General features: G+C 67.9%; 23 protein-coding genes, 1 pseudogene and 1 CRISPR repeat array. Of the genes and pseudogenes, 5 read left to right on the top strand and 19 right to left on the bottom strand.

The features are described 5' to 3' along the window. Positions 1-59: 59 nt before the first annotated feature. The gene (locus tag KUM03_RS12410) at positions 60-1,184 is read left to right on the top strand and encodes a hypothetical protein (protein WP_217247092.1); all 1,125 of its coding nucleotides are present in this window, start codon (positions 60-62) and stop codon (positions 1,182-1,184) included. 172 nt (positions 1,185-1,356) lie between these two features. Further along, positions 1,357-2,173: a CRISPR direct-repeat array (repeat unit 29 nt; unit sequence CTGCTCCCCGCACCCGCGGGGATGGTCCC). 103 nt (positions 2,174-2,276) lie between these two features. On the opposite strand, the gene KUM03_RS12405 is transcribed toward KUM03_RS12410, so the two are convergent. From KUM03_RS12405 to KUM03_RS12350, 12 genes are all read right to left on the bottom strand, one after another. After that, positions 2,277-2,663: a hypothetical protein gene (locus KUM03_RS12405; protein WP_055419567.1), complete on the bottom strand. Its 387-nt coding sequence runs from the start codon at positions 2,661-2,663 to the stop codon at positions 2,277-2,279. Between the two features lie 3 nt (positions 2,664-2,666). Continuing rightward, positions 2,667-2,906: an antitoxin MazE7 gene (locus tag KUM03_RS12400; RefSeq protein ID WP_217247091.1), complete on the bottom strand. Its 240-nt coding sequence runs from the start codon at positions 2,904-2,906 to the stop codon at positions 2,667-2,669. A gap of 439 nt (positions 2,907-3,345) precedes the next feature. Continuing rightward, the gene (locus tag KUM03_RS12395; RefSeq protein ID WP_217247090.1) at positions 3,346-3,894 is read right to left on the bottom strand and encodes a hypothetical protein; all 549 of its coding nucleotides are present in this window, start codon (positions 3,892-3,894) and stop codon (positions 3,346-3,348) included. A 689-nt stretch (positions 3,895-4,583) separates the two neighbouring features. Further along, positions 4,584-5,831: an argininosuccinate synthase-related protein gene (locus KUM03_RS12390; RefSeq protein ID WP_217247089.1), complete on the bottom strand. Its 1,248-nt coding sequence runs from the start codon at positions 5,829-5,831 to the stop codon at positions 4,584-4,586. Then, positions 5,828-7,069 (bottom strand): MFS transporter, encoded by a 1,242-nt coding sequence (locus KUM03_RS12385; protein WP_217247088.1) that lies wholly within the window; start codon positions 7,067-7,069, stop codon positions 5,828-5,830. Before KUM03_RS12385 ends, KUM03_RS12390 begins: the two co-directional genes overlap by 4 nt. Continuing rightward, positions 7,062-8,231, bottom strand: coding sequence for a hypothetical protein (locus tag KUM03_RS12380; protein WP_217247087.1), 1,170 nt, complete (start codon positions 8,229-8,231; stop codon positions 7,062-7,064). Before KUM03_RS12380 ends, KUM03_RS12385 begins: the two co-directional genes overlap by 8 nt. 28 nt (positions 8,232-8,259) lie before the next feature. After that, a complete protein-coding gene (locus tag KUM03_RS12375; RefSeq protein ID WP_217247086.1) occupies positions 8,260-9,717 on the bottom strand; it encodes an AMP-binding protein in 1,458 nt (485 codons plus the stop codon). A gap of 47 nt (positions 9,718-9,764) precedes the next feature. Further along, the gene (locus KUM03_RS12370) at positions 9,765-10,016 is read right to left on the bottom strand and encodes a phosphopantetheine-binding protein (protein WP_217247085.1); all 252 of its coding nucleotides are present in this window, start codon (positions 10,014-10,016) and stop codon (positions 9,765-9,767) included. Positions 10,017-10,086: 70 nt separating this feature from the next. Continuing rightward, positions 10,087-11,364 (bottom strand): condensation domain-containing protein, encoded by a 1,278-nt coding sequence (locus KUM03_RS12365; protein WP_217247084.1) that lies wholly within the window; start codon positions 11,362-11,364, stop codon positions 10,087-10,089. Next, positions 11,365-12,147 (bottom strand): aldo/keto reductase, encoded by a 783-nt coding sequence (locus KUM03_RS12360; protein WP_217247083.1) that lies wholly within the window; start codon positions 12,145-12,147, stop codon positions 11,365-11,367. Then, positions 12,147-12,767 carry a hypothetical protein gene (locus tag KUM03_RS12355; protein WP_217247082.1) on the bottom strand — a complete coding sequence of 207 codons (621 nt, stop codon included), beginning with the start codon at positions 12,765-12,767 and terminating at the stop codon, positions 12,147-12,149. The genes KUM03_RS12360 and KUM03_RS12355 overlap by 1 nt, the downstream gene beginning before the upstream one ends. Before the next feature lie 2 nt (positions 12,768-12,769). Continuing rightward, positions 12,770-13,906: an FAD-binding oxidoreductase gene (locus KUM03_RS12350; RefSeq protein ID WP_217247081.1), complete on the bottom strand. Its 1,137-nt coding sequence runs from the start codon at positions 13,904-13,906 to the stop codon at positions 12,770-12,772. Positions 13,907-14,336: 430 nt separating this feature from the next. On the opposite strand from KUM03_RS12350, the gene KUM03_RS12345 reads away from it, so the two are divergent. Continuing rightward, entirely contained in the window at positions 14,337-15,584 is a 1,248-nt protein-coding gene (locus tag KUM03_RS12345; RefSeq protein ID WP_217247080.1) for an ATP-grasp domain-containing protein, read from the top strand. A 286-nt stretch (positions 15,585-15,870) separates the two neighbouring features. Here the strand turns inward: KUM03_RS12345 and KUM03_RS12340 are convergent, their stop codons facing one another. Both KUM03_RS12340 and KUM03_RS12335 read right to left on the bottom strand, forming a co-directional pair. Next, positions 15,871-16,038, bottom strand: coding sequence for a transposase (locus KUM03_RS12340; RefSeq protein WP_217247079.1), 168 nt, complete (start codon positions 16,036-16,038; stop codon positions 15,871-15,873). 259 nt (positions 16,039-16,297) lie between these two features. Then, positions 16,298-16,732: a hypothetical protein gene (locus KUM03_RS12335; RefSeq protein ID WP_217247078.1), complete on the bottom strand. Its 435-nt coding sequence runs from the start codon at positions 16,730-16,732 to the stop codon at positions 16,298-16,300. Between the two features lie 206 nt (positions 16,733-16,938). Between KUM03_RS12335 and KUM03_RS12330 the strand changes: the two genes are divergently transcribed. Beyond that, complete coding sequence (locus KUM03_RS12330) at positions 16,939-18,027, top strand: tyrosine-type recombinase/integrase (protein ID WP_254399245.1); 1,089 nt, start codon at positions 16,939-16,941, stop codon at positions 18,025-18,027. A 122-nt stretch (positions 18,028-18,149) separates the two neighbouring features. Here KUM03_RS12330 and KUM03_RS12325 read toward each other — a convergent pair whose 3' ends face one another. Next, entirely contained in the window at positions 18,150-18,545 is a 396-nt protein-coding gene (locus tag KUM03_RS12325; RefSeq protein ID WP_217247077.1) for a VOC family protein, read from the bottom strand. A 581-nt stretch (positions 18,546-19,126) separates the two neighbouring features. Further along, positions 19,127-19,999 carry a helix-turn-helix transcriptional regulator gene (locus KUM03_RS12320; protein ID WP_217247076.1) on the bottom strand — a complete coding sequence of 291 codons (873 nt, stop codon included), beginning with the start codon at positions 19,997-19,999 and terminating at the stop codon, positions 19,127-19,129. 103 nt (positions 20,000-20,102) lie between these two features. Here KUM03_RS12320 and KUM03_RS12315 point away from each other — a divergent pair, with 103 nt between their 5' ends. Then, positions 20,103-21,626 (top strand): MFS transporter, encoded by a 1,524-nt coding sequence (locus KUM03_RS12315; RefSeq protein WP_217247075.1) that lies wholly within the window; start codon positions 20,103-20,105, stop codon positions 21,624-21,626. 174 nt (positions 21,627-21,800) lie between these two features. Then, on the top strand, positions 21,801-22,268 hold the full coding sequence (locus KUM03_RS12310) for a hypothetical protein (protein WP_217247074.1): 468 nt from the start codon (positions 21,801-21,803) through the stop codon (positions 22,266-22,268). Positions 22,269-22,336: 68 nt separating this feature from the next. Here KUM03_RS12310 and KUM03_RS39010 read toward each other — a convergent pair whose 3' ends face one another. From KUM03_RS39010 to KUM03_RS12295, 3 genes and pseudogenes are all read right to left on the bottom strand, one after another. Then, complete coding sequence (locus KUM03_RS39010) at positions 22,337-22,573, bottom strand: integrase core domain-containing protein (protein ID WP_308406308.1); 237 nt, start codon at positions 22,571-22,573, stop codon at positions 22,337-22,339. Further along, positions 22,540-22,790: pseudogene (locus tag KUM03_RS39195) on the bottom strand (DUF4158 domain-containing protein); the annotation flags it as partial. The gene KUM03_RS39010 and the pseudogene KUM03_RS39195, both read right to left, overlap by 34 nt. A gap of 76 nt (positions 22,791-22,866) precedes the next feature. Then, positions 22,867-22,964: integrase core domain-containing protein (locus KUM03_RS12295; protein WP_217246962.1), on the bottom strand; the 98-nt coding region annotated here is incomplete at its 5' end.

Genomic DNA, 22,964 nt, shown 5'->3' with positions numbered 1-22,964 from the left:
TGCCCGCCAGCCGGCATGTGGCCGGCGGGCACCATCTCCCACTCCCACCCGGGGGACCCATGGACCCGTACGGACCCACAGCCCAACGCTTCCCGCTCGTCGCCCGATTCCGGCCTCCCTGCCTGCCACTGCCCGAGCGCGTACGCGCCCTGGTCGAACTCACCGGCACCGCGGTCGAGAAGAGCGACCAGGGGCTCGCATCGTCCGCCTGCAACCAGGCCGCGCTCATCGCCTCCGACGTCGGCCTCCCCGACCTCGCCCGCGAGCTGTGCCGCCGCCACGCCGCCGCCTATCTCGACGCGTGCCCCCTGCCCGGCATGAGCGCCATCCGGGGCCTAGAACCCGTCGTCAACCTCGCCCGCCTCCAGATCCGCGCCGGACACGCGGACGAAGGACGCCAGCGGCTGCTCGACCTGTACGCGGCGGTCGAGGCGGGTACGGCCGCCCGGTTCGAGGGCGTCGCCGTACCGTCGGACCTCACCGCGACGGACGAGGACCGTCACGAGGTCCGCGCATGGCTGTGGCGCGTGCTCCTCGCCGACGGCACCCGCACCCTCACGACCACGGGACGGTGGGCCGAGGCCGAAGCACACATCGAAGCCCATCGCGGCGTCGGCAGCCGGATGCTCGACGGACGCCAGACCGCGGTACTCGCGGCGCTCACCACCGGCGACATCGCCCGGGCCGCTGCCCTCCTCGCCGACACGACGCCCGGCGACCCGTGGGAACAGGCCGTCACGGCCTGCCTGACCGTCCTGTGCCGCCGCGCCGCCGGGCAGCCGGTCGACCGCCAAGTGGCGGACCTGGTGACGGCGTACATCGGCCGGAAGACCGAACCGGGCATGACCGTCTTCGACACCCGCCTCGGCCTCACAGTCCTCGACACGACCGGTTCCACCGAGACACCTGCCACACGCCGCATCGTCGACGACCTCCACCGCAGGACGACGAAGGCCCGGGACGGCTACGCGGCCCGCGAGACTCTGACCAGCCCCCTGTTCACCGCGATCGCCTCGGGCCGGCAAGCGCAGGATTGCCGTGACCTGGTGCGTGCCTGCGCCCTTGGGAGAGAGGGCATGCCGGACGAGCTGCGAGGAGATCTCGTCTCGGTCGTGCGCACTGGAGACAGTGTGATCCGGGCAAGTCTCGCCCGAGCGTTCGGCCTTGGACCTACGCCCCTGTGAAGAGAGCCTGAGAAGGGCAGCTCGAAGAGTCCCCAGGAAGAAGGCCCTTCGAGACTAGAATGAGCGGCTGATCCGCCAAGTAGCTACGGAGCTACCCATGCCCTATTTGTCGGAATCTGCAAAAGTCACTGAAACCGCGTCCCTGCAGTCATAAAGACGCAGGCCAAGCAGTCTGCTCCCCGCACCCGCGGGGATGGTCCCTCGCCGGGGCGCGGCCGTGAACCGCCGCCGCTCTGCTCCCCGCACCCGCGGGGATGGTCCCAGCGCGTCGACCGCGCCGAGCGTCTGATGCGACTGCTCCCCGCACCCGCGGGGATGGTCCCTGACCCCGGCCCTGCTCGCCGCCCAGCTGTACCTGCTCCCCGCACCCGCGGGGATGGTCCCAGTCCCTCGTGCGGGGGCTCACGCGCGTCCGGCTGCTCCCCGCACCCGCGGGGATGGTCCCTGCGTGATCGGCAACCTCGTCGCCTGCGACGACTGCTCCCCGCACCCGCGGGGATGGTCCCGCCTACAGGTACGGGGGCGAGCCGGGGGACTCCTGCTCCCCGCACCCGCGGGGATGGTCCCGAGCGGCTCGCCGCGGCGGTCGGTCAGCCCCTCTGCTCCCCGCACCCGCGGGGATGGTCCCTCCACCAGCCAGGCCGATTTCGGCGGCATCGACTGCTCCCCGCACCCGCGGGGATGGTCCCGAGAACGGCGGCGAGGAGACCCTCGACGCGCTCTGCTCCCCGCACCCGCGGGGATGGTCCCAGCAGCGCAGCGAGCGCCACGCCCGCCACGAACTGCTCCCCGCATCCGCGGGGATGGCCCCGATCCGTCGAGGCGCGGCCACCGGCGGCTATCTGCTCCCCGCACCTGCGGGGATGGTCCCAGGCGGGGGAGCCACTGCCGTGAGCTGTCGCCCTGCTCCCCGCACCCGCGGGGATGGCCCCCGCTACCACCGCGGCGCTCAGCAGGCGGCTTCTCCCTGCATCCGTGGGTATGGTCCGTGCTCGCGGCGGCAACACGGCCCGGCTCTCGCCGCTAGATGGCCTCTGCCTTGACCGCCGGCGGAAACCCTGAGTGTGGAGGAGGGGGAGGACGACAGCGAGATCAGGCCGCCGGCAGGCGCAGTGAGCGCAGGCGTTCGGCGACGGCGAAGGAGTCGAGCCGCAGGGCGGTGATGTCGGCGATGAGGTCCCGCCAGGCCTCGAACTTGGTGTTCACCCGTTCCCCGTGCATTCCGAGGTACGCCACGGCCACGCCGAAGCCGTACAGCTCGTTGCGGGCGGGCAGCGGCCGGAGCACGACGCACTCCTCCAGCATTACTGCCGCACGCCAGAAGGCATCCGGGTGGTGCTGGTCGTGACGGGGCGGGTCGACCTTGTGCCGGGCGGCCAGGCCGACGAAGACGGAATAGTCGTTGACGGCGAGATCGTCCAGCAGCTCAGCCTGGCGCTCCAGGAACCACCGGTAGTCGACGTAGTACTCGGCAGGCACAGGTCAGGCCGCCCGCGGGGCGGTCCGGGCCGGCGCAGAGCCACCGTACTCGGCGTCGAACGCCGCGGCCGTTTCCGGGTCGCTGGTCACCTGCCGGAAGATCTCCGCGCCCTCGGCCAGCGCACGCTCGCGCCGTTTCTCCTCGGCGACCTGCGCGAGGTAGACGTCCAGCGGCAGTCCCGCGGCGTCGGCCAGGGCCCGCAGCGCGTCCGCGGTGGTGTCGTCGATCTCGATGCCAGCCATGCCCCGAGTATGCCGCGCGAGACCACGCACAGGCCAGCCACCTGAGGATATTGCCCTGACCAGCGGTTTCCTGATCGCTTTCATCACTTCGGCCAGCCGTGCGCCTCCTGGCACTCGAGCGCAGACGTGACGCTGACCGCGACCAGCGGCCGGCCCCGGGTCGTGAAGGTCAATGACGAGGAGGCCCCACCCGCTCCTCTCCCTCTTGTCGCGCCCACGGCCGGGTTCGTCGCATCCGACAGTCCACCGCGTAGTCGAATGCGCACCGGGCCCCGCGCTGGTCGACGGTCGGCTTCGCGATCACGGCCCTCAGCGGCCTCCCGGAGGGGCGGCCAACGGATTCACCGCGTGGGCTTCACGACATGCCCCAGTACGACAAACGAGCGTAATTGCGTGGTTGCAGCGCCGTCCGGGGGCGAAATGGAGAGGTGTCCCCGTCCTACTCGTTGCCCCGCCGATTCAGCCGTGTAGAGCCCAACGTGCCTGCCGCGATGATCAGCGCTGCTAGGCCGCCGACCGCCCCTCGGTACGAGTCGGGTTCCAGCTCCCCGTCCACGTTCTCCACCGGACCGGCTGCACCCTTGGGGTCGTACAGCACACGCAGCTTGTCGCCTGGCTCGACCCAATCCGCTTCGCAGCCGTCGCCCTCCGACAGCTGAGGTGAGATCTTTCGGCCGTCGCGGGTGCGGAGCGTGCACTTGTCGGTCTTGCGGTTCTCGACCTCGATCACGACGGCCTCTGCCCACCGGCCCCTCTCTTGCAGCGCCCGCTCGTTGCCGGCCTGGCGAGTGATGACTGCCAGCACGACTGCGGCAACGATGGCAACGATGAGCGCGACTATGGCCAGTTTCGGCGGCTTCTTGTGAGGGATGTGGCGGAGCAAGAGGGCCGGCACCAGGACCAGCGCCAGGGGTATCAGCAGCGCAGAGACGAGGAAGGCCGCGCCACGTAGCAGGCCCGGCAGCGGGATCACCGGCGCGAGCCACATCAGGCTCACCAAGGCCGCAACGCACGTGCTGTTGAACAGAAGCCAGTGAATAGGTCCCGTACGGAGTCGGGGGCGGGCGTTCTCAGCAGGCTGGGCCGCTCGGCCGACTCCAGCCGCGAGCTCTTGCGAGTCTTTGTCCCCCGTCATGCGCTCCTACTCCCTCGCCAGTCTGCGTCGGTCCGATGACGAACGAGCGTACGGGGTGCCAAATCCAGACTGATTGGCGAGGTCGCAGTCGCCCCTACCTGACCGCCTGCACGGAACCCGAGGAATAGCGCAGCGTCGGAATACTGCACCTTCACCAGTTGAGGCCGATTCTCACGGCGAGAAGCGACCTCGTCCTCGGCGATGCGGGGAGTGCACGTTCCAGCTGACCAGCATCAGCAAGGGGACGTCGGCCGTTGATCCACCGACTTGTGGCGGACGGCACCTATGCCAGAGCACGTGCGCTTGCCAGTCAGACCTGGTCGAGGTGTTCGGCTGCGTAGGTTCTGTCCTCAAGCTGCACGTCCGTCAGGTCGTGGAGGCGCTGGCGGCAGTGAGTCCAAGGAGTGGTCTTGGTTCCGGTCGGCCGGGTGGTGGTCTCGTATCGCACGGGCGTGCCGTCGGCGCCCTAGGTGCGCAGGAGGGCGATGTGGCGGACGCGGGCCGGCTCCGCGGGAGTGGCCCGGCGTCGACCGCACACCTTGTCAGGTCGCGAGGTACGGAGCGTTCTCCGCTCGGATCGATTCCTTCTCCCACATCTCCCTGTCGCGGAGATAGCGGGGGTCATCGGCCACGATGGATCGCGTTTCCGCGCCACCGGCGGTCAGCCTCCAGCGCACGGTCCCGCTGACTTGCTGCGCGCAGATGTCGATGAACGCTTGAAGCGCACTGTGGAGCTCTCCATACCAACGGCCCTCGAGAGATTCCCGGACCCACAGCTGCTCGAGGTGCATCTTCTCGCGGATGGTCTCCGCCCCCAGGGAGGCGGTCTCCAGGTGACGGTAGGTCCGCAGCAGCAACCAGGCAGCCGGCATCTCTCTGATCTCGAGCACCTTCTCGCCGTTGTCGAGGTGCTCCAAGCCGCTGTACCGGCCGATGCCGAAGGCGCCGACTCGTGCGTTCAGATCGTTGATGAGTTCGAGCAGAGGCTTGTGCGCCCCGTCGATCGCGACGGGCGTCCCCTCGTGGAACCGGACTTCCAACGTAGCCGGAGGAAGCCCGGATTCCGTTCGGCTCCAGCGGTACATATGCTCGGGTACGGCGTGGTCCTCAGGGTCATCGAGGATTCCGGATTCGAATTCGCGGCACCACAGATTGGAGTCCCCGCTGACGATCCGCTCGCTCATCTGGTCCAGGCCGACCTCTTTGAGTTCCTGGATCTTCTGGTCGCGGTCGATGGGCTCAAGGTCGTAGGGACTCCCGTAGTAGCCGTCGAAGCCCAGCAGGGCGAGGGCGCCGTTGAGCCGCCGCAGGGTGTTCTGGGACCGGTTGGCGGTGTGGAGGACGGCCACAGCGCCGAGTTCCCGGGCGAGTTCCACCGCACATCGGGCGATGAGGGGACGGCTGAGTGTCGAACTGACCGGGTGAGTGTCGAGGTAGACCGCTTGGGCCTTGATGGCGGCGCGAACGAACTCCTCGGCGAAGGCCTGCCGACCATCGACGATGTGCAGGCGCACTCCGAGCTCGTCGGCGATGCGCTGCTTCTGTTCGCGGGTCTCGTCTTCGTCGAGGTCGACGCTCAGCGCGTGGACGTTGGTGTATCCCGAGTTTCGCAAACGCAGCAGCAGGTAGCTGCTGTCCAGTCCACCACTGAACAGGGTGACGAGCGGTGCGTCCAGGCTGATGGACTCGGGACTGAGCTGGCGGAAGGAACGGATGATCTGCTCTTGCTTGTGCACGGCATGCTTTCCGGGTCGGCCGGTGGACGGGACGATCGATGAGGTGGTGTTCATGTGGTTCTGGTGGCGCGGGTGAGCAGGCAGGCGAAGAGGAGGAAGGCGGACACCAGGCCGGTGCAGGCGACCCCGATGGCGGTTCTGAATGAGATCTGCTCGGCAAGCACACCGCCGAGGGCTGCACCCAGCGCGATCGAGGTGAAGGCGCTGGTCCTGAAAACGGCGGCGAGCCGGCCCTGGAGCTCCCTCGGCGCGAGTTGATGACGGAGGGTGTTCGAGTGGACGTTGAACACCGTCAGCCCGAACCCGTAGAAGCAGAAAGCGACTGCGCTCATGGCCATGGCCCCGACGGGTGACCCCTGAGGAACGAACGGGAGCGCGCACGGTGCGACAGAGGCCAGCCCGGTCGAGAGGACGAGGATGGCGGAGATACCGCGCGCACTCTTGAAGCGCGGTGCGAGCCAGGCGCCGGCCACGGATCCGATCGCTCCCGCGCCGAAGACGAGGCCCACCTGGGTGGAGCCCAGGTCCAGCTCGCGGAGTGCGAACAGCATGAAGAGCGTGATCACAGCCTGCTCGAAGAGGTTGAACAAGGTCATCTGGAGCAGCAGCACCCACAGAGTTGTGGTCTGGCGCACGAACCGGACCCCGGCGACGATCGTCGCCAGCCAGGAATCCGTGGATTCCTTTTCCCTTTCCACCTCGCGGGCCCGAGTACGGACGATCATGGCCGCAGCCAGACCGAATGCCAGAGCGATGGCGAAGAAGACCAAGTTCCCGGAAACAGCCAGCAGGAGGCCGGCAGCAGAGGGGCCGATGACCTGCGTGATCGACATGGACAGCTGTAGCCGGCTGTTGGCCTTGGCCAGGCCGCCGTCCGGGGCCAGATCGGGCACAAGGGCGAGCGTGCCAACGCTTGCCAGGGCGTTCAGCGCACCCGCCAGGAAGACCGTGAGCCAGAGAACTGGGGCAGTCAGGGAAGCGTTGGCGGCCAGGAGGCCGACCAGTGCGAGGAGGACCGCGCGCAGCGCATGGCAGGTCATCACCAGCCGGATGCGATTGATCCGGTCCACGATGATGCCCGCTATGGGAGTGACAACCAGGTAGGGGATGAACTGTAGCGAGGTGGTGACCGCGACCTCGGATGGCCTCAGGCCGAGGAGCTCCGCAGCGATGAGCGGGAATCCGACGTTGAGGACCTGGCCGGCTGCCTGGGCGAAAGACTGGCTCGCCCAGTAGTTGTTGAATTGCCGCCAGCCAGTGTGTTGCTCGCGTCCAAGGAGCTGGCTAGCCATGGTCGACCGCCCAGCCAAGGAGCGTCTCCTCGGACAGCTTCGGGCTTTCAGCACGAAGGTCAGCGAGCCGCATGCGGTCTCCGCCGGCGGTGACGGTGGCGCCCAGGCTGTCAGGAAGTCGGACGAGGCTGTACAGCGGCACGGCCTGCGCCCCACGGAGCATTTTGGCGTAGAGGGCTCCAACACCGAGGTCGACGGCCTGCGCGCCCGCGCGCATGGCGTACGCCAACGGCTCGTAAACGAGGACGCGCGGGTAGTCTGTGGCCCGGCTGCCGAGCCGGTCGTCGTCGAGGCCGACCACACGGACCGACATCAGGTGACTGTCCTGCACACTCAGTGAGAAGGCTCTTGGCTCGGCGAGACTTCCAGTCAGGAAGAGCTGCGGCTGAAGCCCGGAGTTGGCGCTTGCGCAGATGTATGCGGACATGCTTGCTTCGTCCGCCGGTTGGCCGTGCCGTCGATTGAGCTTCACGAGGAGAGGCGCCAGTCGGGGAGCCAGCGCCTCGATCTCGCTGACGGATTCGATGCGGATCGCCGGTTCCTCGTCCGCGATACTGCGGAGTTCGGCCCGAATACGTCCGCGTGCCCGGCCGTCGCGCACCGTCCTCGTGAAGGCGTCGACATCCGTTTCGCCGGCCGGCACCTGGAGCTCGGCCGCTGCGCCGATGAATCCGGCGTGCCAGTTGCCGAGTTGGCCGCGGACCTCGTGCAGGAGCGCGCGATCGAGGTAGAGCATGCTGACCACACTCGTGTGGTGCTCCGCGGCGATCGCACTGAGGAGTCGCCCGGTGAGCTTCGGGTCCAGTTGCCGGGTGGAGCGCAGAAATCCGTTGCGCTGTCCGTTGCGGGTGCCGATGAGGACGTGGGGGCGGGAACGATGGTTGGAGTCCGCGGCCGGCTCGAGGTCTTGACGATGCAGTGCCCACACATCGTAGGTGGACCGGCCTGGTGCCTCCGGGTAGATGTGCACGGGTATGCCCAGGAGCCAGCCCTCACTGTTACGGGCAGCCCAGAACTCCACGGGTACGGTCGGGTTGGAGCGTCGTAGCGTCAGGCTCCAGGCGCGGGCGGTGAAGAGGGAGCTTGGTTCGGAGAGGTCACGCCAGACGTCCTCCGGTACCTCTTCAATCCGCGCGAACCTCAGTATCTCGGTGTGATCCATCGGTGAATCCTGTTTCTGCGCCACCTCGTCAGCCATTCGCTACCAGACGCGCCTTGTGGTTGCGGTCGAGACCCGACTCGCCGAAGCGAACAGCCGAGGGCACCGCGTGTGCGGGCAGCTCACCGCGAAGGTGACGACGCAGGTCGGTCGACGTGACGGGTGTTCCATCACGGACGGTGACGGTGATCGCCAAGAAGTCTCCGCGGGGTCCCGTTTCCAGCATGGCGGCCGCCTCGGTGACGTGCGGGTGGCGAGTGGCTGCGGCTTCGATCTCCTGCAGGGCGACCCGGTAGCCGTTGACGGATATCTGCCGATCGGCTCGGCCCGTGACGTACAGCTCGCCGTCGGCCTCGCGAACGCCCAGATCCCCGGTCAGATAGAGCCGGTAGCCCTCCACACCCAGCGGGTCCGGCCGGAAGCGGTCGTTGACCCGTTCGTCGTCGAGGTATCCGAGTGCCAGGTTCCTGCTGCGGACGACAATCTCGTCCGCCTCCAGGTCTGCGCCTGGGAGCTCGGCCCCCAGCAGGACGACTGCACCAGCCACCCCGCTGCCGATCGGCACGTGCTCCCCGACGCCGAGCGGTGCGCGCAACTCATGGGCGGCGGCGATTTGCGGCGTCTCCGTTGCGCCGTAGACGTTGAACAGGCGGGCGCTGTCGCAGAGGAGCTTCATCCGTCTCCCGACCTCGCCCGGCAGGGGGGCGCCGCCGCACAGGACCAGCCGGAGTTTCGACAGCCGACGATCCCGGCCGGCGCCTGGGAGCAGGCCGAACTCGAGCAGGGCCGGCGTGCCGTGCAGGATGGTGAGTTCCGCGCGTTCCGCGAAGGCAGCCAGCTGGCCCGGCATGCTCAACGCCTCGGGAGCGGGCACCACCAAGGTCGCCGTTCCCAGGAGGGCAGCTACCACGTCCCGCAGGACCGGGTCATGGCCCAGACCGCCGAGCAGTCCGATACGGTCGGTAGGACTGGGATCGAATTCCTGCGCATACCAAGCGGACATGGCCCGCAGAGGCTCGGGCCCGACGGCGACCGCGGCGGGATTTCCAGTGGTGCCGGAAGTGAAGAGGATGTGGCTCAGGCCGTCCCCGGGTACGGGTGCACTGCCGTGGTCCACACGGACCAGAGTGGGTTCCGGTGTCAATGACAGCACCCAGTGAACCCGGGCGGCCGCTTGGTAGCGCGCGATCCGGGCTTCCGGATGCGTGCCGTCGACCGGTGCCGGCACGGCCCCCGCCGACCAGGAGGCGAGGAGGGCCGTGACGAACAGGCTGCTCCGTTCGCCCCTGATGAGGATCCGGTCGCGAGGGGCGACCCCCTGAAGGCCGAACCATGCGGCAAGGCCCTCCACCGCGTTTCCGAGTTCCCGGTAGCTGATCACGCGGTCGGCTGTTTCGATCGCGCTGCCTTCGGGGCGGGCTGTGACCGCATGGTTGAGGAGGCTGACAACGGGATGTGTCATCGGGCCGCCGGTGCGCTCTGTACTCAAGGATGTTCCCCCGTTTCGGTGAGTGCTTGTACGGATCGGCCGTGGGGTCAGCCGGCGACCTTGGCGCCGAGGTCGGCCAGGGCGACCGCCATCGCGCGTGCGGTGGGGTGATCGAAGATCACTCCGATGCTCGGCTCGACGCCGAACCGCTCCGTGATCTCGGGCAGCAGCCGGATGGCAGTGATGGAGGTGCCCCCCAGGTCGAAGAAGTCCTCGTCACCGGCCACGCTGTCGAGGCCGAGGGCCTCTGCCCACAGGGTCGCGATCTCCTTCTCCATGACATCAAGTTCGGACTGCATTGGGTCTCTCCGTTCCGGCACGGCGTTGCGTGCGTGCCACCTGTGATGAGTTGCGGTGTGGGTCGAGCGACTAGCGGGCCGATGCCGATTCAGCGAGAGCCGTGAGGCGTCGGCCGAAGCCGTCGATGAGCGACGTCGCCTGGTCGTCGGTGAGCACATCGGTGCGTGTGATCACTGACACCGACACGACGTCGGCGTCGTAGGAGCCGATGAAGTTGACCGGCCGGCGCGCGGACAGGTTCGCCTTCTTGCGGCTGATCCTTGAGGTGTCGATGCCGGGCAGTTTCAGCTGCCGTTCCGCCAGTTCCTTGGGTTGGAAGGCGAACTTCACCGGATACAGGTCATTTGCGTCGTAGCGCGCGAGCAGGTCCTCCCACTGGATGCGCGCGCAGTGGTGCCAACGCTTCAAGCCGCTGTTGACGGAGGAGATGAGCTGGTCCACTGACGAGTGGGCGCCGAGATCCTCTCCGACGAACAGGGTCGTCGAGTAGTAGCCGAGCGCGTTTGCGGAAGCCGCCGTGGTCCGGCCTGCGTAGGCGGAGCCGAACACGGCCTCCTCGTCGCCGAGGACGTCCGACAGGGCCTGCAGCATCGCCACCGAGGCGATGACGAACGGGGTGACTGAGTGATGCCTGGCAGCGCCGAGCACGCCGGCGCTCAACCCGGGCCAGACACGGCGGTGTACCGCACCGGGGCCCTTGGGAGTCTTGGCGCAGGCGTCCAGTGCCCTGGTAGCCAGGTATCGACGGCCCAGGAGCGTGGACCAGCCGTCGAGCGCGTCGTCGTCCTGCGGCGCCTGGGCGTCGGAGTACTGCTGCGGCAGACGCCGCGGCTTACCGCCGGCCGTCAGGGTCCGGTATTCGGCGGCGAGGTCCTCGTAGAACAGCATGAAGGTCCAGGCGTCGAACACCAGGTGGTGTCCGCAGACGATCAGTACTGCTTCGGTCTGGTTCAGGCGGGTCAGCCACATCCTGAGCGGGGGCTCGCTGTCCAGGCCCATCGGTCGAGCCGCCGTGTCCAGCCCAGCGGCCAGTGCCTCATCGGCCGAGGCGAAACGCCCTCCTGGTGCCTCGATCCAGATCCGGTCGATCAGGTCGGCGCCGGGACCAATGGTCCGGTAGCCGTCCTGATCGGCCGGGTACACGGAACGGAGCACGTCGTGCCGGTCCAGTACGTTGACAGCTCCCTGCCGCAGGGCGCCGACGTCCAGGTCTCCCTTGAGGACGAATGCCTCGACCATGAGGTAGTAGGAGTCCGTACGCCCGCCGATGAACTCGAGCATGCGGCGTTGCTGGGGCGACAGGGGGTGGATGATCGAGGCCGTCGCCGGGGTGTCTGTGGTGGTCATCTACACGTCCTGATCTGTTGTCGCTGCGGCCATGGCCGAAGCGAACGCCGCCGCGTTTGCCTCGAGGTGGCTGACCTGTGTGGTGCCGGTCAGGACGACCGCACGCTGGAAGGCGGCCGTGTGGAAGACGAAGGGGTTGCCGGTGTCGGCGAGAGCCCCGGACGCCATGGGCCGGTTGAGCAGGGGCAGGTGCGAGCGCTCGGCTTCGGCGAACGCGGCGGTGAAGTCGGGTTTACTCGAATTCGCCGGGAACTGGACGGTGTCGAAGACAGCTGTGTCGAGCGCCGCCCGCAGCGCTTCCTCGGAGGAGACACTGACACCAATGGCACCCACCTCACCGGAGGCCCGCAGACCTTCGAACCAGGCGAGGAGATGATCGTCGCGCAGATCATCGACGGTGCACTTGTGCAGTTGGAGGAGGTCGATGCGGCCCAGCAGCCGATGGGACCGCTCGAAGCTCATCTCCAGGGCGACGAGCGAATGGTCCGGCTGCGCGCCCGCTGGAGTCGGCCACGTCTCGCCGCACTTCGTCGCGATCAGGAGTTCCTCGCGTCGAACGGCCGGCAGATTGCCCAGGTACTCGCCGAGCACCGCCTCGCTGCGGCCGTACGCGGCAGCCGTGTCGAAGAAGCGGATGTTCAGCTCAAGCGCCCGATCGAGCAGGGTCCAAGCCTGCTCGGCGGTGCACACGGCGGCATCCGGGGTGGGCCACGGCCGGCCGATACCGATCAGACCGAGCCCGAGCTCTACCCCTTGAACTCGCTGGGCTGTCGTCCTGCTCATCACTTGCTCCGTGGGTGGTAAGCGAGCTGACGCTCGACGGCCGCTGAGCTGAAGTCGCCGAGGCCGTTCACAACGTCGCCGATCTCGAGCCGCGTTCCGCGGGCGAGCCCGCTCCCCTTGAGTACGGCGCCACGACGATCGGGGTCAGGACCCGTGAAGTCGTCGCCTCCGGCCAGCTGGACGCTCTGTGCCGAGATGGCGCCGATGATCTGGGCACCGTCGCCGATGGAGCTGGATCCGACGATCTCGGCACCGTTGAGCAGCCGCGCGCGGTTGCCGATCGACAGTACGGAGCCGGGTTGGTTGGCCTTGATCTGGACCCCCCCGGGACCCAGGGAGCACCCGTCGCCGATGACGACTCGTCCGCCGTTGGCAGCGATCACCAGTGTCGATGGATAGAAAGTGTTCTCGCTGCCGACGGAACACGTCCCGCCGTTGCACTGCACGATGGCCCCGGGGAAGAAGGTGTTGCCCTCGCCGATCGCGGCGTCGCGCGCAATCAGCGTCGAGAACGGGTCGAAGATGGTGTTCGTCTCAGCCAGGGCCGCCACCTCGGCCAGCGTCAGGAGCCCGTTCCTGCGACGGTGCTCGTCCATCAACCCGGTGATGTGATCCTGCACGGTCAGCTCCCCTGGCTGGTCAACGCGTAGGTGTCGATGGGGCGAGCCGTGACGGTGCCCTGGCCGAGTACCTCGAAGACGTGGCTGGCCACGACGTTGGCGCTATAGGGAGCCTCGGTCATCTTCCCGGGCAGAACGACCACGGCGTTGTCGAGGACCGGGAACATGCGGATGTTCAGGGACCGCGCGCTGTTCTCGTGCGCCGCGTAGTCGACCTTCACACAGGCGGACCGCTTGGTGGCACTCAGGTCAGCCTGGGGGAACCTCCACCGGACGGCCTCTTCGAGCCGGTCGGCGATGACCGGGTCCACATCGAACGTCGGTCGGTCCACAACGGTCGCGTCCTCATTGAAACCGATGATGCTCCAGGACCCGTGATTGATCATCGCGGCCTGCTGAGGAGCCACGCCGAACACCGACACCGGCGCCACCTTGGGCATGGTCACCAAGTGGCTTCGCCACAGCCGGACCTGGACTGGTGGGATCTCCAGATCAGCGCAGGCGCGTTCCGTCTCGAAGCCGGCCGCGCAGACGATGAACCGGTGGGTGAGATCGAAGGTCCCGTCCGCGGTCGCGACGTGCAAGCGGTCGTTCGAACGGCCGAGTATCCGGGCACCGAGGAGGATCTGTACGCCGCGCGTGCGCAGTTCAGCGATGAGACTGGCTGCCAGCATCCGGGTATTGATCCCGAGGTCATCGACCCAGAAGGCCGCTTCGTCCTCTCCGATGCGGACATGATCAGCCAGTTGCTCGCACTGCGAGCCGTTCAGCCGGACATGCCCGACACGGGCCTCCTCCCAGCGGCTCAACGACTCAGCGAGCTGGGCTTCGGGGAGGATCGCGACGGCCTTGCCCTTCTCGGCCTCTACGCACTCTGGGAAACGCCGTTGGATTTCTTCCCACCCGAAGCGGCAGCGCTTGGCAACGGCCGCAGCCTCGCGGGGATCCCTGACCGACAGAGCGTGGTAAGTGCCGGCATGCAGCCATCCCTCGTTTCGGCTGCTGGTTCCTGCAAGGGTGGCCGGCGCCTTCTCGATGATTGTGACCGTGTAGCCAAGCTTGGACAGTCGGTCGGCGCACATAAGTCCTGCAAATCCAGCACCAACCACCACGACGTCGCAAGACATGATGGAATCCATGAAGCCCCCAAAAACAGACATACGGATGGAGGTGGGAGAGGCCGGTCAAGCCCCTGCGCGAGGCTCCGGAAACGTTCCGATCCTGAGACGTCAGGTCATCGCCGGCACGCCTGCGCCTGGCCCCCGCTCCCGCTAATCCCCCTTAACCGCAGGTGACCCTACGGTGAACGGGGGGTAACGATACATGGATGGGTTACCTCCGCAACCGGGGTGTGACCGGCGACACATAGTGGCATCTCTGCAGGTCATGCACCCTTAAAAACATGATCAAGTCTGTTGCGTAGGTGGCCACCGGGTCGTAGCGTCTGGGCTGGCGATCCGCGTCGGGGGTGCGGAGTCGAGCCACCATCTACCCGCCTTCCAGGCGGGATTTCAGGGAGCAACTTCCCCCGCACAGTCGTTCTCACCGCAACCTGTCAATGGGGGACTTATGTCTACGGAACCCGTTCTTCTTGTCGTAGGTACGGGACCGAAGGAATACCGGGAAGAGCTGTTCCGGTCGCTCTCAAGAAGTCGTGTTTGGCTACTTTCAGATCAAGAGCCCACCTGGCAGCGGCAATACGTCTCCGGGTACACGGTGATACCTCGACTGAACTCGGCCCAAGTCAGCACGAACATAACCTTCCTCCTCGAAGCCGTACGCAAGCTGGCCGCATCAGTCCCCATTCGAGGGGTTCTCACCTTTGAGGAGATGTTCCTTTCCGCCACGTGCCAAATCGCTGACGAGTTTGGCCTCCCGTCCCTGGGTCACGGTGTCGCCGAAAACTGCCGCGACAAGGAACGAACCCGGCAGCTGCTCACGGACAGCGGAGTCCGTCAGCCCCGCTTCGCCTTCGCCAGAACCGCTGCGGAAGCCGCCTCCATCGGCGAGGACTTCGGCTACCCAGTGGTTCTCAAGCCCCGCGGCCTCGCCGGAAGCATCGGCGTCATCATGGTCCGTTCGCAGGCAGACATCGAGACGGGTTTTCAGATCGCGGCCTCGGCTGCACGAGACGGTGCCCAGCGGCATGGTGGTGGGGCCCTGGTAGAACAGTTCCTGGCAGGCCCCGAGATCGCAGTCGACTCCGTCGTCGTAGACGGGCGACTGGAGCCGATGTACATCATCCGGAAGCGTTTCGGTCCGGAGCCCTTCTTCGAGGAGACCGGCCAGACCATAAACGCCGGTGATCCATTGCTGCTCGACGCCGGCCTCATTGAGATGCTGCGGACAGCCCACACGGCGCTCGGCATCCGCACTGGCATGACGCACACCGAGATCAGACTGACTCCGGACGGGCCAGTGATCATCGAGGTCAACGGTCGACTCGCCGGTGACTTCGTGCCGCACCTGGCGAAACTCGCCATGGGACTGGACGGCGCCACCATCGCCGCCCGGGTGGCCTGCGGAGAGCCGCCCCTCATCGAACGACAGGTCCACCGCAGCGCCGCGCATCAGATTGTGTACGCGGATCGCGACGGAACGTTCAACGCAGTCAGCCTTCCCCGCACTGAGTCCCACCCCAACCTCGTCGCGACCGGAACTCTCCTCTCCGCAGGAGCAGCAGTCGCGCTACCGCCACGCGGTTACATGGCTCGCCTGGGCTATGCGATAGTCGCGGCGCCGTCAGACACCGAGTGCGAGGCATCCCTCGCGGCAGCTGTTGCCGAGATGTCGGTCGACATCACCCCGGCGAGGTGAGCTCCGACGAGGGCCGGATGCCCTGCCCTCGACGATGAGACATCCGATGGGTGCTTGCTGCCCGACCGTGCGTGGTCGACCGGGCTGGGTCCGCTTTTGGTCCCCTGCGTGCGGTCCACACGTGCGAGGAGTCGATCACTGCCCGTTCCCAGTCCAGCTGGTTCGTCGACCGCACTCGTTCAGCAGCAGCTGGTGGAGCCGGCCCCAGTCGCCGGCCTCGTTCCAGGCCGCAAGGCGCCGTCGGCAGGTCATGCCCGAGCCGAAGCCGAGCTCCTGGGGCAGGTACTCAATGGATGCCGGTGTGCAGGACGAAGAGAATCCCGCACAGGGCCTGCCGGTCCGGCATCCGCGGTCTGCCCTCGCACTTCTTCGGACCCGGCTTCGGCAACAACGGCTCGACCAGCGACCACAGTCCGTCCGACGCGACCCACGGCCGCGAATGACGGATGCCCATAACCAGACCTACGAGACAGCAGGCCGAGAATCTCGTGATCAGCAGCTTTGTTAGAGCCCAAGACGCGCAACGCCCCTTTGACCTGCTCATCTGTCCCGCTGATGCGCGTTGGCGGTGTCGGTCCCTGCGCGGGTGCCACCCTCGTCGAGCGTGACAGCGGTACGTTGTCGGCGGCGCCCCATCCGGGTGGTATGGCGAAGGCGGACGGCGCCTCCCCGCTCCAAGGGGCGGGCGGCTCCGGTGACGCGGGGGCCGCTGTTCAGCCGGTGTTCAGGGCGGCGAAGGCGGAGCGGAAGACGGGGACACTGTCACTGGTCATCTCGTAGGCGATGACCTTCTGCCAGCTCGTAATGTCCGGATCGTAGACCGGTGTGATGGGCGCGCTGATGCCCTCGGGCCACCAGCCCTCGCGCACGCCGCGCGGGACGGCCCGGGACAGGGCGACGGTCGGGCCGTTGAGTTTGCCGAGAGCGGAGCGCAGTTGGTCCGCGTCGATGTAACCGTCGCCGTCGACGACGACCATCTCGGCGAACCGGCGGGCGCCGGCGGTCAGCGAGCGCAGATAGCGCTTGGCCCGCTCGACGGTCCAGGCGGTGTCGACGGCGGCGACAGTCAGCTCCGCGTGGTGCGCTGCGGCGAGCGCGACGAGCTTCTCGGCGAAGTCCCGGTCCGCGCCCTCGATCGTGATCTTCATGTTGCCTTCCGTCAGATTCTTACCCGGTTCTGCGGAATCTACATGGAGGGCATGGGGTCATCCCAGTCGGCCCGCATGCGGTTCTCGCGGAGTGTGGCCACGATTCCTCATGGGGAGGCGGACCGGCCTTCACGGAGGGCGCCGTGCGTCCTGGCATCGGATAACCTCTCCTTATCCGATGTCAGGACCGATCGGGGGAGCGCCCGTTGAGCACCGCCGCCGAGCATCCGCCAGAAGAGGCCGACTCGACTCCCGTCCCAGTGGAGCGGTCTCCTCTGGTCGTCCAGTGGGCGCAGCGCCATGGCGTGGAGGTCGCACGGCGTCTCGCGGACGCGGAGGACTTCGCGGACCAGGTGCAGCGGCGACTGCGACCGGCCAACACGACGGACACGTACGCGAAGGCGTGGAAGGTCTGGACGCGGTTCTGCGCGGCGCAGGGATTTCCCGAACTGGAGGCCACGCGCGGCGCGTTCGTGGCGTTCGTCGTCTGGCTGCTGGACCGGGGCCGGGCGGACGGCAAGGGCTACGCACCCTCGTCGGCGAGCACGATCCTCGCCGGGGCCGTAGTCGAACTGCGCTGCCGCGGTGCGGAGGTGGGCCGGGACGACCAGGCACAGGCGCGGGCCACACTGGAGGCGGCGGCCGTGGAACTGCTGAAGGCGGGGGAGCGGCGCGGCCGCGGCCAGGCCACCGCGGCCGAGGTCCCCGACCTGTACCGGGTGGCGAGGGCCTGCCCGGACAATCTCGCCGGGGCCCGGGACAAGGCGCTCGTCCTGACCGGCTTCCACTACGCCTCGCGTGCCCAGGACCCCGCCGGCCTCCTCGCCGGGGACGTCACGCTGACACCGCGCGGCCTGGTCGTGTCGGTGCTCACCGGCAAGACGAAGCACAGCGTCCGTGACGCGAAGGTCAACTACCAGCAGGACCCGGAGATTTGCCCGGTGGAGGCGTGGAAGACGTACCGGTCCCGCCTCGCCGCCGAGGCCCCGCCGCACTGGTCGGAGCCGGACGCTCCCGCGTTCGTCGGCGTCGACCGGCACGGCAACGTCACCGGCGGCATGGTCCCCGACTCCGTCACCCGGGCCGTGAAGCGGATCAGCGCCCGTGCCGGAATCCCGCTTGCCTGGACCGGCCACTCCCTCCGTATCGGCCTGGCCACGACCGCACGTAAGAAGGGCAAGGACGCCGTGGCCATCGCCGACCAGGGCGGATGGGCCCGGCACTCCCGCTCCATGAACGGCTACTTCCAGCGGGTCGACGGCTGGGAGGACAACGCCACCGCCGGCCTCACCTGACTGTCGTGCGGCGCCGGACGGCGCACTCGGCTGGGGAGTGGAGCCAGGCGTGTTCCTACTGAGGTCTTCTCGGCCACGTGACGGTTGCGGTGTGTGATGGGGGTCGCGTGCCCGCTCGCGGTCTAGGCCTGCGGTGCCAGGGTGCGTAGGACGCAGAACTCGTTGCCCTCCGGGTCTGCCATGACCACCCAGTTTCGGTCTGACCCCTGGCCCACATCCGTCTTGGTGGCGCCGAGGCCGAGTAATCTGGTCACCTCGTCCTCGGCGCTGCCGTCGATCGGGCTGACGTCGAGGTGAAGCCGGTTCTTCACGGTCTTGCCCTCGGGTACCTGGATGAACAGCAGGGTGGGCGGCATCTGACGGGCCCGAACACCGTCGACGGTCGGCACCCAGGAGCCGATCTCGACCTTGCCCTCGCTCCGGTCGATCACCTTGAAGTCCAGGACCTCGCACCAGAAGGCCGCGAGCCTCTCCGGGTCGTGGCAGTCAACGGCCAACTCAGTGAACCTACTTGTCATGACTCTCCCCAGGTGGTGCGGACGGGGCTCAGGGTATTGGCCACGCCGCCCGTCCGACAGATCCGCGATCTTCCTGGCTGACCAGGGCCGTCAGACGGGCTCGACCTGGCATCAGATACACGAGAAGCCCCTGGTAGGAACTGGTCTGCGAAGATCACGTTCCGGAACCAGAGGCTTCACGCGTTGGCCAGCTCGGCTCGCTCGCCGCGTTCCTCTTCCGGCTACTCGGCCCCAGCCCCGCGGACACCCTCGGCACGACGCTGGGCACCCCGGGCCTGACCGCCGAGGACGCGGAGCGGGCCAAGGACGCTTTCGTCACCGGGCTGCACGCGGCGATCGGCGTCGCCGCCGCGCTCACCTTCGCGCTCGGCCTCCTCGCGGTGCGCTGGCTGCCGCGAGGAGCCGGACGCGGCCGCCGAGGAGCTCCCGCGCAGACGGGAACAGGCTGTTTCCTGACCCCCGGCGCCCCGGCGCCCCGGCGCACACCCGGCACGCCAACTCCCGTACGACGACGCCCACCCCTTCCGGGCGTCTTACGGGAGTGGCCGTTCGGCGCACGGCGAACGCTCGGTACGGCCGGGTCAACTCTGCCGGAGCGGCTCCGGTTCGTCGGTCCGGCCGACTTGCTGGGTCAGGACCCGCAGCGCATCGGACGAGGCCGGGTCGTTCGCGGTGTAGACCTCGACCCGGTGGTCGGGGCTGTCGGGCTGGAGCCACACCTGGTAGTCCACGTTCACGGTTCCGACGGTGGGGTGTCGCAGGTGCATGGAGCCGACGGTGCAGTCGGCGACGTCGCCGGTGGCCCACATCGTCGCGAAGTCGTCGCTGTGCATGGTGAGTTCCCCGATCAGGCCTGCGAGCCGGGCGTCGGTCGGGTACCGGCCCGCGGTGAGCCGCAGATAGGCGACGTGGACGCGGGCCAGCTCGTGCCAGTTGCAGTACATGGCCCGGGTGTGGGGGTCGAGGAAGAACATGCGGGGAATCGACGGATGCTGCTCCGGGTCCCGTGGCGCCTCGTAGGAGATGTGCTCAGCGAAGAGTGCGTGCCCGGTGCGGTTCCAGGCGAGCACGTCCCCGCGCCTGCCGAGGACGATCGCGGGGAGGGCCTCGCCGAGCGACTTCAGGAGTGTGAGGACGCGCGGGTGCGGTTCCTCGGGAGGCGGTTGGCTCAGGCCGGGCTTCGCGGACTGTCGGGCGAGGTTGTGCAGGTGGACGGTCTCCACCTGGTCGAGCCTGAGCACGCGGGCCAGCGCGTCCAGCACCTGCTCGGATGCCGTGTCGGCCTGCCCCTGTTCCAGGCGCGTGTAATACCCCGCGCTCACTCCGGCGAGCTGGGCGAGTTCTTCACGCCTGAGGCCGGGAACGCGGCGGGAGGTGCCGTAGGTGCGCAGGCCGATCTCGGCCGGGGTGACCCGGTCGCGGCGGCTCTTCAGGAACGTTCCGAGGCTCTCCATGCGTTCGAGCGTAAGACGCGGGCCGGGTTTGTGGGTGTACCTGTCAGGTGTACCCACAGCACGGGGATGGTTGCTGTACTCACGGTGCCGGACCGTCGAGGGCATGACTCAACAGCATGCACACCCTTCGCCCGGCCTGCGGGCCTGGCTCGGGCTCGTGGTGATCCTCGGCCCGGTCCTGCTGGTCTCGATGGACGGTTCGATCCTGTTCCTGGCGATGCCGAGCATCACCGAGGCCATCTCGCCCACCGCCGACCAGGCGTTGTGGATGCTGGACATCTATGGCTTCGCCGTGGGTTCCCTGCTGGTCGCCTTCGGTAGCATCGGTGACCGCTACGGCCGCCTGAAGCTGCTGATGATCGGCGCGGCCGTGTTCGGTGTCGGATCCGCCGGGGCGGCGTTCGCGCCGACCCCGGAGCTTCTCATCGCCTGCCGGGCCCTCATGGGCGTGGCCGGCGCGACCCTGCTGCCCTCCGCGCTCGCGGTGCTTAGCGAGCTGTTCCCCGACCCGAAGCAGCGTGCCCGGGCGATCGGGGTCTTCGCCGCCGCGTTCGCGGCCGGGTTCGCCATCGGTCCGGTCGTCGGAGGCGCGCTGCTCGGACAGTTCTGGTGGGGCTCGGTCTTCCTGGTCAACCTGCCCGTCATCGCCGTCTTCCTGGTGCTCGCGCCGGTCCTGCTGCGGGAGGTACGGGCGACCCGGACCGGCCGCGTCGACCTGCTCAGCGTCGTGGCCTCCGCCGGGGGCCTGCTGCTCACGATCTACGGCATCAAGCACCTGGCCGCAGACGGCTTTACGGTCCTGCCGGCCGTGACCGGGCTGCTCGGCCTTGCGACCCTGACGTTCTTCGCGCTCCGCCAGCGGCACCTCGAGCACCCGCTGATCGACTTCTCCCTGTTCCGCGACCGCACCTTCACGATCGCGATCATCACCGGGCTGCTGCCGCTGGCGGCATGGTCGGCGGCGGCCTACCTGTCCGGCATCTACCTTCAGTCCGTCCTGGGCCTGAGCGTCCTGCACGCGGCACTGCTCGCGCTCCCCGGAGCGGCGGTCCTCACCATCACCTGCATCGTCACCCCCGCCTTCGTCGACCGTATCGGCAAGAAGGGCGCGCTCATCATCTGCCACTTCACCATCGCCGGCGGCCTGCTTCTGCTCCTGCCCACCACCATCACCGGTGGCGTCGGCTGGTACGTCGCCTCGACCATGATCGCTGGAGTCGGCTACGGCATCTCCTTCAGCGTGGTCGCCGACACCGCCGTCGGCGCGGTCCCCGCGGAGCGTGCGGGTTCGGCCGGCGCGATCGCCGAGACCAGCAACGAGATCGGCAACGCCCTCGGCATCGCGATCCTCGGGTCGCTCGCCGCCCTGATCTTCCGCCTCCAGGGGCCGGACCTCGCTCCCACCCTGGAGGAGACGCGCCACCTGCCGGATCTCGTGCCCGCGGCGCTTCAGGACGCGAAGAGCGCCTTTGTCACTGGCCTGCACGCCGCCGTCCTGGTGGCCGCTCTGCTGCATGCCGTGCTCGGAGCCGCCACCCTGCGTTGGCTCTCCAAGCCGACGGCCGACGACCCCGGTGGGAGCAGCTCCGACGAGCCCGAGCAGCAGCAACTGGCGGGTAAGGCCTGAACCGGCCGGTGCAGCCCTACCCCCGGATCCGCCCGCCTCACCTCAACCGGTGAGGCGGGCGGATCCGAGCCCGCGAACGCCTGGAGGACTTGTCCGGGCGATCTCTGAGCCGACGCCTGCCTACGCACTGAATCTCGCTGTCGAAGGACTTGCCACGTGAGGTAGAAGGGTGGCATGGACACCGCCGAACTTCAGCGGACGCTGAACGAACACATCGAAGCCGTTGTCGTGCACCACGGATACACCACCTACATGCGTGACTACGAGGTCATCGTCAACGTGTGGAACGGCCCCCAAAGCCCGTCGACCTACCTGCGGTATCTCTTCCGGTACTGCGTCGAGGCCCGATGTGAGACGTTCCTGTCCACTGACACCTGGCGGGATTCCTTGGACGACCAGCTACTCGACCACGAAACCGCTGACCCTGACCTCGGCGGTTATGTCTGGGGGGCGAAGTACCACGAGCTGTACGGTGCCGAGCTTCGTCTCAAGTCGGAGGCCGCCCTCCGCTGGTCGAAGGCTGTCGGGATCGACTTCCATGAGGTGCACGTTGAGACCAACGCTCACGATCTGACCTTGCTCTTCTCAGACCTTGAGGTGAGCGAGGTCCCGGTCGGATACGCACCCTTCGTCGCGGACTGAGCGCCAGGATTCGTGGCACCCTGTGACGAGCGTGGGTCCGGTGTCGGTGTGCCACTGACGATCACCGATTACGCCTGGGCCGTGGTCTTCTGCTTGAGGCGTTCGTAGGGTGTCTGGCCGCCGAGGCCGCCGTGGGGGCGATGGTAGTTGTAGTAGTCCTCCCACTCGCGGAGTTTGTCGTTGAAGACTTCGGCGTCGTCGATGATGACGCCGTCGAGGAGCCGGTGGAACCCCTCGGCGTCGATGCGGCGGGAGCGTTCGACTTGCCGTTCAAGCGCCGTGGCCGGTGCTCGACCACCGGCCACGGCGCGGGGAGCGGGTCCTCCAGGAACAGGCCGACGTACCGCACCGTGCACATCTGGAGCACGAACCCGAGCTGGTGATGCTTCGTCCGCCGCAGGGCGATCAGGTCCTGGCCACGTCGTCCAGGAAGAAGAACCGCTGCGGCTCGGGGCGGAGCGGCTCCTCGGCGAACGTCCCGTACGTCTCGGCCTGCTCATCACTCAGAAATTCCACCGGCACGAGCCGGACCGTGGCCGGCCCCGACGCAGGACCGGAGGCATTTCACGGAACCCCAGCGGCGAAGTGGATCACTGTGCTAGGTGTGCTGATCGGACAGGTTGGTGACGCGGCTGGCTGGTGTTTGGCCGCCGATTCCGGTGTGGGGTCGGTGGTAGTTGTACCAGTCCAGCCAGC

The organism is Streptomyces sp. AC602_WCS936 (assembly GCF_019049125.1).
GTDB lineage: Bacteria > Actinomycetota > Actinomycetes > Streptomycetales > Streptomycetaceae > Streptomyces.
This window is presented reverse-complemented; position numbering and strand designations above follow the sequence as displayed.